General features: G+C 66.4%; 11 protein-coding genes. 4 read left to right on the forward strand and 7 right to left on the reverse strand.

What is annotated here, in order from left to right; translation table 11 throughout:
* Window positions 1–47 precede the first annotated feature (47 nt).
* Entirely contained in the window at window positions 48–908 is an 861-nt protein-coding gene (apbC, locus tag IP90_RS04360; RefSeq protein ID WP_144898400.1) for an iron-sulfur cluster carrier protein ApbC, read from the reverse strand.
* Between the two features lie 194 nt (window positions 909–1,102).
* Here apbC and IP90_RS04365 point away from each other — a divergent pair, with 194 nt between their 5' ends.
* From IP90_RS04365 to rnfB, 3 genes are all read left to right on the forward strand, one after another.
* Window positions 1,103–1,531: a DUF2147 domain-containing protein gene (locus IP90_RS04365; protein WP_144898401.1), complete on the forward strand. Its 429-nt coding sequence runs from the start codon at window positions 1,103–1,105 to the stop codon at window positions 1,529–1,531.
* A gap of 567 nt (window positions 1,532–2,098) precedes the next feature.
* Window positions 2,099–4,171, forward strand: coding sequence for a methionine--tRNA ligase (metG, locus tag IP90_RS04370; RefSeq protein ID WP_144898402.1), 2,073 nt, complete (start codon window positions 2,099–2,101; stop codon window positions 4,169–4,171).
* Window positions 4,172–4,242: 71 nt separating this feature from the next.
* Window positions 4,243–4,680 carry an Rnf electron transport complex subunit RnfB gene (rnfB, locus tag IP90_RS04375; RefSeq protein ID WP_144898718.1) on the forward strand — a complete coding sequence of 146 codons (438 nt, stop codon included), beginning with the start codon at window positions 4,243–4,245 and terminating at the stop codon, window positions 4,678–4,680.
* A 134-nt stretch (window positions 4,681–4,814) separates the two neighbouring features.
* On the opposite strand, the gene IP90_RS04380 is transcribed toward rnfB, so the two are convergent.
* The 6 genes from IP90_RS04380 to IP90_RS04405 all read right to left on the reverse strand — a co-directional run bounded on the left by IP90_RS04380 (window position 4,815) and on the right by IP90_RS04405 (window position 12,450).
* On the reverse strand, window positions 4,815–5,768 hold the full coding sequence (locus IP90_RS04380; protein WP_144898403.1) for a TraB/GumN family protein: 954 nt from the start codon (window positions 5,766–5,768) through the stop codon (window positions 4,815–4,817).
* Window positions 5,769–5,895: 127 nt separating this feature from the next.
* Window positions 5,896–6,870, reverse strand: a complete 975-nt coding sequence (locus IP90_RS04385) for a DUF1684 domain-containing protein (RefSeq protein ID WP_144898404.1) — start codon at window positions 6,868–6,870, stop codon at window positions 5,896–5,898.
* Between the two features lie 2 nt (window positions 6,871–6,872).
* Window positions 6,873–8,687: a DNA mismatch repair endonuclease MutL gene (mutL, locus tag IP90_RS04390; protein WP_144898405.1), complete on the reverse strand. Its 1,815-nt coding sequence runs from the start codon at window positions 8,685–8,687 to the stop codon at window positions 6,873–6,875.
* A gap of 116 nt (window positions 8,688–8,803) precedes the next feature.
* Window positions 8,804–10,372, reverse strand: coding sequence for an N-acetylmuramoyl-L-alanine amidase (locus IP90_RS04395; RefSeq protein ID WP_425477068.1), 1,569 nt, complete (start codon window positions 10,370–10,372; stop codon window positions 8,804–8,806).
* Between the two features lie 99 nt (window positions 10,373–10,471).
* On the reverse strand, window positions 10,472–10,954 hold the full coding sequence (gene tsaE, locus IP90_RS04400) for a tRNA (adenosine(37)-N6)-threonylcarbamoyltransferase complex ATPase subunit type 1 TsaE (RefSeq protein WP_144898407.1): 483 nt from the start codon (window positions 10,952–10,954) through the stop codon (window positions 10,472–10,474).
* A 14-nt stretch (window positions 10,955–10,968) separates the two neighbouring features.
* Window positions 10,969–12,450 carry an NAD(P)H-hydrate dehydratase gene (locus tag IP90_RS04405; protein WP_144898408.1) on the reverse strand — a complete coding sequence of 494 codons (1,482 nt, stop codon included), beginning with the start codon at window positions 12,448–12,450 and terminating at the stop codon, window positions 10,969–10,971.
* Window positions 12,451–12,472: 22 nt separating this feature from the next.
* Between IP90_RS04405 and queG the strand changes: the two genes are divergently transcribed.
* Window positions 12,473–13,543: a tRNA epoxyqueuosine(34) reductase QueG gene (queG, locus tag IP90_RS04410; protein ID WP_144898409.1), complete on the forward strand. Its 1,071-nt coding sequence runs from the start codon at window positions 12,473–12,475 to the stop codon at window positions 13,541–13,543.
* Window positions 13,544–13,869: the final 326 nt, after the last annotated feature.

The raw sequence follows: 13,869 nt of genomic DNA on the forward strand, positions 1-13,869 counted from the left end.
ATTGTAGGTCGGGGCTACGCCCCCGACGAGCGGTGTGCTGGCCCGCCCTAAACCAGCGATGCGGAAATCCCCATCGGCGCGCGTGGCCGCGCCGCGAGCACCTCGGCCAGGCGCCGTGCGGTCTGCCGGTAGGCCTGCGCTGCGACGGAGTCGGGCGCGGACGCCACGATCGGCTGGCCTGCGTCGCCCTGCTCGCGGATCGCGATCTCCAGCGGCAGCGACCCCAGCAGCGGCACGCCGTACTGCGCCGCCATCTTTTCGCCACCGCCGGAACCGAAGATGTGCTCGGCGTGGCCGCAGTTCGAGCACACGTGCACGGCCATGTTCTCGATCAGGCCCAGCACCGGCACTTCGACCTTCTCGAACATCTTCAGCGCCTTCCTGGCGTCCAGCGTGGCGATGTCCTGCGGCGTGGTCACGATCACCGCGCCGGCGACCGGGATCTTCTGCGACAGGGTCAGCTGGATGTCGCCGGTACCCGGCGGAAGATCGACGACCAGATAGTCCAGGTCGCCCCACAGCGTCTCGTTGAACAGCTGGGTCAGCGCCGAAGTCGCCATCGGTCCACGCCAGATCATCGGCGTGTCCTGGTCGACGAGGACGCCGATCGACATCGCCTCGATGCCGTGCGCGCGCATCGGCTCGATCGACTTGCCGTCGGGGCTGTCGGGCCGCCCGGACAGGCCGAGCATGGCCGGGATGCTGGGCCCGTAGATGTCGGCGTCGAGGATGCCGACCCGCGCACCTTCCAGCTGCAGGGCCAGGGCCAGGTTGACGGCGGTGGTCGACTTGCCGACCCCGCCCTTGCCCGAGGCCACGGCAATGACATTACGGATGCGCGGCGACAGGGAGACGTTGGGCTGCACCGCATGCGCGTGGATGCGGGGTTTCTGTGGATTTTGCTGCATGTGCACAGTTTACGCCTTCGCCCCGCCCCGGCTGGTCTCCGCCTTCGCCGAAGGGAAATCAAGCGGCGATCCGCTCGTCCCTGTGCTCCGGAAACGGCCGGGACAACTGGTTCCATACGCCAGCGGATCGGGTATAACTCCGGACATCCGGAAGGCATCCGCCGCCGGTCCCGCGAACTCCTGGAGGGGAACCCATGCGTATCAAACTGCTCGCGATGGTGCTGGCAATGCTGCCGGCGGCCGCTTTCGCCCAGAACAGCCCGGTCGGCCGCTGGAAGACCATCGACGACGAGACCGGCAAGGTGAAGTCGATCGTCGAGATCACCCAGGCCAGCAACGGCACGCTGTCCGGCAAGGTGGTGGAAGTGCTGTCGTCCGACCGAGGCCCCAACCCGACCTGCGACAAGTGCAGCGGCGCCAACAAGGACAAGCCGGTCAAGGGCATGACCATCCTGTGGGACCTGAAGGCCGACGGCGACGGCTGGAGCGGCGGCACCGTGCTCGACCCGGCCAAGGGCAAGACCTACAAGTCCAAGCTGAAGATGATGGACGGCGGCAAGAAACTCGGCATGTCCGGCTGCGTCGCCTTCATCTGCCGCGAGCAGGTATGGGTGCGCGAGTAAGTTGGCGGCCCCAGTTTCAACTGAGTGCCATCCATCTGCTTGAACCTGGGTCTGCTGGAAGCCGAAACCGCGAAACAGTCACCCAGACCCAGAGGGCGGCGGCCATGGATGGCCGCCGTTTTCCGACCGAGCCAAGGAGGGCGAGTCGAAAAATCTACGAGGGCTCCAAGCCGCTACGTGAGCCTTGATCGGGGAAGACCCTTTTCTTTACTCAGGGCTGCGCCCTTCGCCCTTCGGGCCGGCTACGCCGTTCGCGCCTGCGGCGCAGTGGTTACTTTCTTTTTTGGGTCAGCAAAAGAAAGTGACCCGCACGTGCAGCGGGCGGAAGCTCTTGGATCTGAAAACCTCCAAAGTCACTGGATTATTCGCTCCGCTCACCCCTTCGGGGCCGTCCTTCGGACGTTCTACGCGCTTCGCGCTTGTCCTGCCTTCGCGGGGATGACGACTTCAAGCCGAGCAGCGGGAGCAAGCACCGCTCTACACACGCCAAAGGCGAAGGACGCGTCCGCCACCATGGCTCTATTCGACCGCATGCGATAATCCCCGCCCCTTCGTCGCAAGCCCACCATGTCCCGCAATATCGCCGTCACCTGCGCCCTACCCTACGCCAACGGGCCGCTGCACCTCGGCCACCTGGTCGGTTACGTCCAGGGCGATATCTGGATCCGCGCGCAGCGCATGGCCGGCCATACGGTGCGCTTCGTCTGCGCCGACGACACCCACGGCACGCCGATCATGCTGGCGGCCGAAAAAGCCGGTACCACGCCGGAAGCATTCATCGCCGGCACCCAGGCCAGCCATGAACGCGATTTCGCCGACTTCGGCGTGGCCTTCGACCACTACGGATCAACCCACTCGTCCGGCAACCGCCAGTTGACCGAGGCGATCTACGCCAGGCTCGACAACAACGGCCACATCGCGCACCGCTCGGTCGCACAGTTCTACGATCCGGCCAAGGGCATGTTCCTGCCCGACCGCTACATCAAGGGCATCTGCCCGAACTGCGGCACGCCCGACCAGTACGGCGACAACTGCGAGAACTGCGGCGCGACCTACGCCCCGACCGACCTGAAAGAGCCGCGTTCGGTGCTCAGTGGCGCCACGCCGGAACTGCGCGAGTCGGAGCATTTCTTCTTCGAGGTCGGCCAGTTCGATGCGTTCCTGCGGCAGTGGCTGGCCGGCGACGTGGCCGTGCCCGGCGTCAAGGCCAAGCTGCAGGAATGGCTGGATGGCGAAGGCGGCCTGCGTGCGTGGGACATCTCGCGCGACGCACCGTATTTCGGCTTCGAAATCCCCGGCCACCCCGGCAAGTATTTCTACGTGTGGCTGGATGCACCGATCGGTTATCTCGCCGCGCTGCAGGCGCTGGGCGAGCGCGAGGGCTTCAATTATTTCGATTACCTCGCCCACGACAGCGATGCCGAACTGCATCACTTCATCGGCAAGGACATCGTCAATTTCCATGGCCTGTTCTGGCCGGCGGTACTGCACGGTGCCGGCATGCGCGCGCCTACGCGACTGCACGTCAATGGTTACCTGATGGTGGACGGCGCGAAGATGTCGAAGTCGCGCGGCACCTTCGTGATGGCGCGCACCTACCTGGATGCAGGCCTGCATCCGGAAGCGCTGCGCTACTATTTCGCCGCGAAATCCTCCGGCGGCGTCGACGACCTCGATCTCAACCTGTCGGATTTCGTTGCGCGCGTGAATGCCGACGTGGTCGGCAAATTCGTCAACCTGGCCAGCCGCTGCGCCGGGTTCATCGACAAGCGCTTCGATGGCCGCCTCGCCGTCACGCTGGCGGACGCGGACATGTACGCACGCTCCATCGCCGCGCTGGTACCGATCCGCGAAGCCTACGAACGCAACGATCCGGCCAGCGTGCTGCGCCAGGCGATGGCCTTGGCCGACGAAGCCAACCGCTACATCGACGAACGCAAACCCTGGGTGATCGCCAAACAGGAAGATGGCGATATGGAACTGCAGGCGGTGTGCACGCAGGGACTGAACCTGTTCCGCGTGCTGGCCGCTGCGCTGAAGCCGGTACTGCCGCACGTCGTCGGCCAGGCGGAAGTATTCCTGGATGCGCCCGTCGATACCTGGGCCGACCTGGATGCGCCGCTGCTGGGTCGCAGGATCAAATCCTACGCACCGCTGTTCACGAGAATCGACACCAAGCAGATCGACGCCATGATCGAAGCCAGCAAGGACACCCTCGCGGCCAAGCCAGCGGCGACCGATACGACTGCGGCCGCTAAAGGTGAAAGTCTGAAAACAACCAGCCCGCAGCCGCCAGTTCCCAGCCCCGCCATCATCGGCATCGACGATTTCACGAAGCTCGACCTGCGCGTCGGCAAGGTCGTGGCCTGCGAGTTCGTCGATGGCTCCGACAAGCTGCTGCGTTTCGAACTGGATGCCGGCGACCTCGGCAAGCGCCAGATCTTCTCCGGCATCCGCGCCAGCTACGGTGAGCCGGAGAAACTGGTCGGCCGCAACGTGGTATTCATCGCCAACCTGGCGCCACGCAAGATGCGCTTCGGCGTCAGCGAAGGGATGATCCTGTCGGCCGGGTTCGACGGCGGCGGATTGTCGCTGCTGGACGCCGACGATGGCGCGCTGCCAGGCATGCCGGTGCGTTGAAGGCCGTGATTCGTGATTCGTGATTAGTGATTCGTAACAGCAGTGCCTTCGGTACGGCGCTCGAGCAAACCATGCCTTCGCGAATCACGAATCACGAATCACGAATCACGGATCTCGTCGAACGCCTCGACCGCATCCTGCCGCAGACCCAATGTGGGCAGTGCGGTTACGACGGCTGCCGGCCTTATGCCGAGGCGATGGCACGCGGCGACGCGGACATCGACCATTGCCCGCCCGGCGGCAACGCCGGTGCGCGAGCGTTGGCCAAGCTGTTGCACGTGCCGACGAAGCCCTACGACCGCACGCGGGGCACGCACAAGGACGCGCAGGTGGCGGTCGTCATCGAAGCCGACTGCATCGGCTGCACCAAATGCATCCAGGCCTGTCCGGTCGACGCCATCGTCGGCGCCGCCAGACAAATGCACGTCGTGATCGAGCCGCTGTGCACGGGCTGCGAACTGTGCGTGCCCGCCTGCCCCGTCGATTGCATCGTGATGTTGCCGGGGTAGCCGTAGACGGGCTCAAGCCCGCCATCGCCGTACGTGGATAGCTCCAGGCCGGCATGCCGTCGCGAAACGACAAGCACGCAGCGGTAGTACGCAAAAGAATATTGTTGGTGGCCTTGGGTCCTACGCGATCCCGATCAGTTGGCAGGACGTCCTTTGCAGGCCGAACAGATCCGTTCGACCGTGTAGCCCTTCGCGCGCAGTTTCTCGACCACGCCGTCGTCTCCGAGCAGGTGCATCGCACCGACCACCACCAGGGTGTTGTCCTGGCCCGGTTGCGCCAGCCGTTGTTCGATCTTCGGCACCCACTGGTCGTTGCGTTTGACGTTGATCAACTGGTAGGACACCGGCGTCTTCTTCGCCATCTCGACGCGCATCTTCTGGTCGAGGCTCTTCACGTCGCCGCGTTTCCACCAGTCGTGCATCTCGACCAGCTCGCCCAGGGTTTCCTGTGGATTGGCCAGCAGTTCATCCAGTCCGGAAACCTGCTCGTTCATCGGCATCGAATCGAGCGCGTCGATCTGGTCGTCGATCGTCTCGAGGCCAGCGACCGCCTTCTGCGTTTCCGCCGCACGCGTCATCAGCATCGCGTCGAGCCCCTGATCCTGGCGGAAGCCGATTGCCTGGGTCATGCCCAGCACCAGCGACAACGTCACCGCCCAGGGCTCGACCGCGTCCATCTGCGCGACGCTGCCGCCGCTGACAGACAGCAACTTCTGCAGGCGATCGCGGGTGTTCTTGGGCAATACATCGCTCAGGGTGCGGCCATCGTCATAGCCGGCAGCGAGCTTGAATTTCTCCGCGGTGTCGGGCGTGCCCAGGGTCGAGGGCTCCACTTCGAACACGATCGTCTTCGAATCATCGAACGCCGCATCGATGTCTTTCGACAGCGGATAGTCGTCGGGCTTGAGCAGGTGGAAGGAACCGAGCAGGTAGACGGCATTGTCGGCATCGGAGACTTTCCACAGCAGCGGCACCTGCGTCGATGCCGTACCGACAGTCGGCGCCCTCACCGTGCTGTCGGCGTGGGCCAGGCCGCCGAAACAGACGGCAGCGATGCAGGACAGCAGCAACGACTTGGGCAGGCCCATGGAGTTCTCTTCGGGATGCGGCACTCGGCTCACCGAGTGCCTGGGACTTCTTCGCGCAACGTGAGAAGGCACGAGGACAGTGGCGAACCGGATTCGACCGGCCCGCGACGGATTCGTTCCGGAACGATCAATGCGCCGATTTCGCGTAGGCCTTTTCGCCGGACTCCACAGCCAGGTCCAGGCGGTTTTCAGGCGGTGGCAACGGACAGGTCGCGAACGGCGTGAACGCGCACGGCGGGTTGTAGCTCTGGTTGAAATCGAGCACGACGCGACCGGAAATGTCCGGCTTCTGCGCATCCAGGAAACGCCCCGCGCCGTAGCTGCCGTGGCCGTTGGTGCGGTCGGCGAACACCAGGAACAATTCGTCGCCGCCTTCGTCGAGCGCCTCCAGGCGATAGGTCCTGCCATCGCGCTGGAATTCGACCGCGCCGGGATTGGGCACCTGGCTGAGCGTGCCGGTGATGTCGGCGATCTCGATCGTCTTGCCGGCCGGATGCGGCACGAATTTGCCGACGACCTTCCACGAGGCGTCTGCCGGCCAGTAGTCGAGGCCGGCGAAGGCGGTCCGCGTCGGGGCATCTGCGTGCTTGACGCGCAACGCGAACCTTCCGCCGCGCTCGATCACGGTAGCGATGCCCTTGCCTTCATCGAAGCCGAGCCGGCTCGGTCCCGCCTCGCCGCCTTCGGTATCGCTGACCAGGGTGACGGCATCCTTCAGCGGCTGCTCGTCGAGAGTCAGCACCGCGTTGCGGTCGGGCACCAGCCTGACCTTGCCGTTCTTGCGCAGGTCGAGCATGCCGACGTGCGCCGGCCCCATCGCCAGGCGCATGCCGTTGTCGGCGGCGGTGCCGACGTAGTGCGGGCCCGGTTCGATCCAGTGCAGGCCGATCAGGCTGGTCCAGCCATCGGGCTTGAGCAGGTTGTCGCGGCGCTGGTCGCGCCAGGCCTGCTGCGCCTGCGCGAACTGCGGATCGGCAGGCGCGGCCTTGGACGACGCGACCGTCGGTGCATCAGCGGCCGAGCGCGGCGCCTCGCGCTGGCAGGCAGTCATGGACAGCGCGGCCAGAGACAATGCGATGCAGCAGATGGAGCTTCGATTCATTCTCAACGTCCTCGCAGGAACCAGCGGTCGATTTCGGCCAACGAGAAACGTGCCCAGGTCGGTCGGCCGTGATTGCATTGGCCGGAACGTTCGGTGGCTTCCATTTCGCGCAGCAGGGCATTCATTTCAGGCAGGCTCAGGCGCCGGTGCGCGCGTACCGCGCCGTGGCAGGCCATGGTCGACAGCAGTTCGTCGCGCGCCGCGGCGATGCGACGGCTTTCGCCGTGCTCGCGCAGATCGGCCAGCACGTCGCGCAGCAACGCCTCGGTGTCGCCGTGCGCCAGCAGCGCCGGCACGCTGCGCAGGGTCAGCGATTGCGGACCGCTGCGGGTCAGTTCGAAACCCAGTTCAGCCAGCGTCGCCGACTCGCGTTCGGCGACGTCCGCCTCTCGTTCGGAAACCGCCACCATCTGCGGCACCAGCAGCGGCTGCGTGCGCAGGCCGGCGCCATCGTGCGCCTGCTTGAGCTTCTCGTAGCCGATGCGCTCGTGCGCGGCGTGCATGTCGACCATGATCAGGCCGTCGACCGTCTCGCTGAGAATGAAGATGCCGTGCAGCTGCGCGATGGCGTAACCCAGCGGCGGCACTTCGCCGTCGTTGGCCTGCGGCAGAGCCGGGAATTCCGCCACGGCAGCGGTCGCGGGCTGGCCATACAGCGCTGCGTAACCGGCACGCGCATCGGCGACCGCGGATCCTGCCGGCAGCAGGTCGCGCATAGGCAACGGCGCCTGCGGCATGCGCCACAGCCCCGTCGAAGAAGCTTCGGTCGCAACGAGGCCCGACGCGGCATCGGTAGCGGTCGAAACGCCTGCGACAAGGCCGGCGCGGGTCTGCGCCAGCGCATCGTGCAGCGTGCGATAGACGAAATCGTGGATCAGCCGCGCGTCGCGGAAACGCACTTCGTGCTTGGCCGGATGCACGTTGACGTCGACGCGGCGCGGATCCAGTTCCAGGAACAATACGTAAGCCGGCTGGCGACCATGGAACAGCACGTCGGCGTAGGCCTGCTTGACGGCGTGGGCGATGCTGCGATCGCGTATCGAGCGACCGTTGACGTACAGGTACTGCTGGTCGGCGCTGGCGCGCGAATAGGTCGGCAATGCGATCCAGCCGTGCAGCGACAGGCCGGCGGCGGCGTGGTCGATGCGCAGCGTCTGTTTCGAGAATTCCTCGCCCAGCGTCTCGGCGATGCGCGCCGCCGTGGCGATGCCGCCGTCGCCGCGATAGCGGCGCGACGCCTTGCCGTTGTGCGACAGGCGAAGCTCGACGTCCGGCCGTGCCAGGGCCAGCGTGCGCAGCCATTCCTCGATGTGGCCCAGTTCGGTGCGTTCGGCGCGCAGGAACTTGCGCCGCGCCGGCACGTTGTAGAACAGGTCGCGCACTTCGACCGTGGTGCCCGGCGGATGTGCCTTGGGCACGACGTTGCCGAGCCGGCCGCCGTCGACTGGCAGTGTTGCGCCGTGCTCTTCTCCGTTATGGCGCGAAGTCAGCGCGAAGCGGCTGACCGAGGCGATCGACGGCAGGGCTTCGCCGCGAAAACCGAGCGTGGCGACGGCTTCCAGATCGTCGAGCGATGCGATCTTGCTGGTCGCGTGCCGTGCCACCGCCAGCGGCAGATCGTCGGCCGCGATGCCGCCGCCGTCATCGCGGATGCGGATCAGGCGTACGCCGCCCTCTTCCAGGTCGATGTCGATACGTGTCGCACCGGCGTCGAGCGCGTTCTCGACCAGTTCCTTGACCACCGACGCAGGACGCTCGACCACCTCGCCGGCCGCGATCTGGTTGATGAGGGTATCGGGGAGTTGACGGATGCTCACCCGGGAATGATAGCGGGTGAAGACAGAGGCATGCCGCCCTGCGCCGGGGAATCGCAGAAGGTTCGATCCGTCTTTGTCGACGTGATCCGCGTCAGGAAAATCGTTTCGACAACCCGCTAGGGACTACCGCCACCCACGGCCACAGCGGACGACGACGAAGATGACGCGGCGGCGGCACGCGCAGCATACAGCGTGCCGGGCGGCGGCTGGCGGGTGAAATAGGTGTTGACGCCACTGAGCACGGCGGCAGCCAGCTGGCGCTGGTATTTCGGATCGCTCAGCCGTCGTTCTTCCTCGGGATTGGAAATGAAAGCGGTCTCGACCAGCATCGCCGGCATGTCCGATGTGCGCAGCACGGCGAAGTTGGCGCGTTCGACCCGGCGCGTATGGCCGACGCGTCCCATGCTGTCGAGCACGTGGCTGGCTGCGTCTTCCGAGGCTTTCATGTGCCCGCTCTGGGTCAGGTCCAGCAGCACCGACGCCAGCATGTTGCTGGTCTTCTGCAGGCTGACGCCGCCGATCAGGTCGGCCGCGTTTTCCTTGTCCGCCAGCCAGCGCGCACGCTGCGACGACGCGCCCTTCAGCGACAGCACGTAGACCGACGAGCCGTTGGCGCTGCGGTTTTCCGCTGCGTCGGCGTGGATCGACAGGAAGATGTCGGCCTTGGCCGCGCGTGCCAGCTGCGCGCGCCGGTTCAAGGGGATGAAGACGTCGCTGTTGCGGGTCATGTACGCCTTCAGGCCGGGCGTGGCATTGACCTGGCGCGCCAGTTCGCGGGCGATCGCCAGGGTCACGTCCTTCTCGCGCTTGCCCTTCAGACCGATCGCACCCGGATCCTGGCCGCCGTGGCCCGGATCGATGGCCACGATCAGCGGCCGCATGCCGCGTCCGCGCATCACCTGCTGCAGGGTCTTGACCGGGGCCTGCGTGTTGGCAGAGGTCGGCTCGCTTGGCGCGGCGACCGGGGACCGCGTGTCGGCTGCCGGTGCGGTCGCGCCCGCAGCCAGCAACGCATCGATGGCCGAAGTCGATGGCGAGGATGGAGATGATGGCGATCCCGCCGCAGGCGCCGCGGCCGCGGTGGCTGGCGGCGAAGGCGTCGTAGCGCCTGGCAGCGTGGCGATCAGCCGCTCGGTGGCGTTGTCCGCCGCCGGTTTTGCCGCCGTCACGTCCGGCAAGGCCGCGATCAGGCGCGCGGTCGCGGCCGCGGAGCTCGCCGCGGGATCGGTCGCGGGTTGTTCGGACGACGTTTCGTCCGGCGAAGATTCGACCGAAGCGGCGACCGGCAACCTGTCGACGCCACCATCGCCCGGCCATTCCAGCACCAGACTCACGCCCTTGTCGGACGGCTCCAGTCGCGGTTTCAGCGCGACTACCGCGGTTTCCAGGTCGAACACGATGCGGGTGATGCCGGGCTGTGGATGCCCGGTGCGTACCGCCTTGACGATGCCCGCGGCCGCCGGCGCCGTGATCCCGCGGCCCAGGTCCGTGCCGGGCAGGTCCAGCACCAGCCGGTCCGGGCCGGACAGCGAGGTCACCTTGTACTCGGCCTTGGCGTCGAGCTGGACTTCGGCACGGGTGCCAGTGGCGCCGGTGGTCAGCTGCAAGCCCTTGATTTCGCCGGCCTGTGCAAGATTCCAGCACAAGGCTGCCAGCAGGGCCGCGCCGAGCAGGACTTGTTGCAAGGTGATTCCCCGGACTCGCATGGCCCGGATTCAAGCACCAAGCCCCACTAAATGCAAGCACTTTTCCCTTATGAATCCGGCACCTGGGTTAACTTCCTGTCAGCTTGCGGCAACTATCGCCTGCAACTCGGGGCTGGACTGCAGCGCTTCCAGCCAGCCGCGACCGGTTTCCGACATCGCGATCAATTCCACACCGCGCCCCGGGCCTGCGATGGCCAGTTCGATCCGGAGATCGGCCGCAGGCAGGCCAGAACCGCCCCGCTCCGGCCATTCGACCAGCCACAGCGCCGCCTCGGCGCCATCCAGGCCGAGGAATTCCAGCTCGCCGGCATCGGCGATCCGGTACAGGTCCAGATGCAGGGCTTCGCCGTCGTCCGCCAGCGGATAGCGTTCGACCAGGGTGTAAGTCGGGCTGCGAATCGCGCCGCTGACGCCCAGCGCGCGCAACATCGCCCGCGCCAGCGTCGACTTGCCCGCTCCGAGGTCGCCGTGCAGGTGCACGACCGCGGTGACCGGGCGCGTTGTCGCCAGCGCGCGACCCAGCGTTTCGGTGGCTTCGCTGTCGACGAGGAAGAATTTCATGCGCGGTTCTGAACTCATGGGTTGGCCAGTTTGCGCAAGGCCGGGAACAGATCGGAAGCCAGCAGGCCGCGTTCGCCATCGCGTGCCGCGACGTCGCCTGCGCAGGCATGCAGCAACGCGCCGCAGGCGGCGGCGTCCGACGACGACAATCCCTGCGCGAGCAGAGCCGCGACCACGCCTGTCAACACATCGCCCATGCCGCCGGACGCCATGCCGGGATTGCCGGCAGCGATCACCGCCGCGGTTTCGCCGGGCGCGGCCACGATACTGCCGGCGCCCTTCAGCACCACGGCACACGTGAATCTTTCGGCGAGGTCATCGGCCGCCACGAAACGGTTGTTCTGCACTTGCGCAATGCCGATACCAAGCAGGCGTGCCGCTTCGCCGGGATGTGGCGTGAGCACGGCCTGCGGCACTGCGCGCGGCGCAGTCGCCAGCAGGTTTAGCGCATCGGCATCGATCACGCAGGGTTTGCCGCTGGCGAGGACCGCATCGAACAGACCGCGTCCCCACGTCGCCGTGCCCAGCCCCGGGCCGAGCGCAACGACATCGGCCCGTTCGAGCAGGGCCTGGATCTGTTCCGCATCGGCAATCGCAAGCGTCATCGCTTCCGGTCGACGTACCAGCAGGTTGCCCGCGTGCGCGGCGTGCGTCGCCACGCTGACCAGGCCGGCGCCGCAGCGCAATGCCGCCTCCGCGCACAGCGCAATCGCGCCGCCCATGCCAGCATCGCCGCCGACGCACAGGACGTGGCCGTTGCGGCCCTTGTGGCTGTTGCGCGGACGCGATCGCAACCAACGCGACAGATCGCCACGCCGCAGTAATCTCGCTCGCGCAGCTTCCTCCACGCCAGCATCAACACCGAGGCCGGCGACATCGGCAACGCCGGCATGATCCAGCGCATCGCCGGTATACAGGCCGGCGTGCGCGGCGATGAACTGCAGGGTGCGCGTGGCCCGGATCGCGACGCCTGCGGCGGCGCCGCGATCGGCATCGATGCCGCTGGGCACGTCCAGCGCCAGCACCGGTGCACCAGTACGGTCGATCGCGGCGATCAAGGCCGCCGTATCGGCATCCGGCACGCGCGACAGGCCGATGCCGAACAATGCATCGACGACGAGTTCCGGCGCCGGGAAACTGCCTTCGAACACATCTACCCGTCCGCCGGCGGCCGTGAACTCGGCCGCGGCACGGCGGCATGATGCGCTGCTCGGCGAGTGCCCGGACGCGTGGACGACCACGACATCGCGCCCCGCCTCCAGCGCGTGGCGGGCGAGCACGTAGCCGTCACCACCGTTGTTGCCCGGCCCGCAGGCCACGACGATCCTCTGCGCCTGGGGCCAGTGCTGCAGCGCGTAACGCCACGCCTCCTCTCCGGCACGCCGCATCAGCGCGAAATCATCGCCACCCAACTCGGCGATGGCGCGCGCTTCGATGCGGCGCACCGCATCGACGGCGTGCAGCGCGAGGCCCGGCTCCAGGACGCGGTGATTCATGGCGTGATTCTATACTTGGCGCGTGGAATCCCCGATCGCCCGCCCCGACCATCGCCAGCTCGCGCTGCGCATCAAGCAGCTGTCGCGCGAGCTCGGCTTCCAGCGCTGCGGCATCAGCGACATCGACCTCGGCGCGGACGAGGCCTACCTGCGCGAGTGGCTCGCGCAGGGCCTGTACGGATCGATGGAATGGATGGCGCGCCATGGCGACAAGCGCTCGCGCCCGCAGGAACTGATCCCGGGCACCGTGCGCGTGATATCGGTGGGCCTGGACTATGGTCGCGACGACGACGATGCGGCCTGGCAGAACCTCGCCAACGGCGAGCGCGCCTACGTGGCGCGCTACGCGCTGGGCCGCGACTACCACAAGCTGATGCGGCAGCGCCTGCAGCAACTGGCGGATCGCATCGCCGCGGAGACCGGACCTTTCGGCCATCGCGTGTTTGTCGATTCCGCGCCGGTGCTCGAACGCGCGCTGGCGCGCAATGCCGGGCTTGGCTGGATCGGCAAGCACACCTGCCTGATCGACAAGGAAGGCGGATCGTGGTTCTTCCTCGGCGAGATCTACATCGACCTGCCATTGCCGACCGATGCAGCCGCCACCGCACATTGCGGCACCTGCATGCGCTGCATCGACATCTGCCCGACGCAGGCGATCGTCGCCCCGCACCGGCTGGACGCGCGACGCTGCATTTCCTATCTCACCATCGAACACGAAGGCGCGATCCCGGAAGACCTGCGTCCGCTGATCGGCAACCGCATTTTCGGCTGCGACGACTGTCAACTCGTCTGTCCCTGGAACAAGTTCGCAAAACGTTCCGACGAACCGGATTTCCGCGCCCGCAACGATCTGGACCGCGCGACGCTGGCGCAGCTGTTCGCATGGGACGAAGACGAATTCCTGCGCCGCACCGAGGGCTCCGCGATCCGTCGCAGCGGCCACGAGCGCTGGCTGCGCAACATTGCCGTGGCGCTGGGCAATGCACCGACTGCGCCGGAGGTGGTGGCCGCACTGAAGTCGCGCGAGCACGACGGCAATGCGGTGGTGCGCGAGCATGTCGCCTGGGCGCTATCGCAACACGCCGCTTCGTAGCGCGAAATTGCTTCCGCCTGTTTTCGTGGCGCTTGGCCGCGCTATGGCCTAAGTGACATGGAGGACAGCGTGCGTGCAAGACGCCTGTCTGATATTTGCCCAGTAGACGCCGAATGCCCTTGCCTGAGTGGCCTGGCAAACATGGACGACCAGACTTCGAAAGCGATGAAAAGAAGGTCAACAACGACGAAAGCCTGCCAGCTTTCGTATGTCACAACGACCATGCGCCCGACAGTCGCTTCAGGCCCTTTCTTTGGTTACTTTCTTTGGGCCAGCAAGAAAGTACCCCGCCGAAGGCGGAAGCCTTTGCCTTTAAAGCAAGAATC

This window comes from Luteimonas cucumeris, from assembly GCF_007830035.1.
Taxonomy (GTDB): Bacteria; Pseudomonadota; Gammaproteobacteria; order Xanthomonadales; family Xanthomonadaceae; genus Luteimonas_C; species Luteimonas_C cucumeris.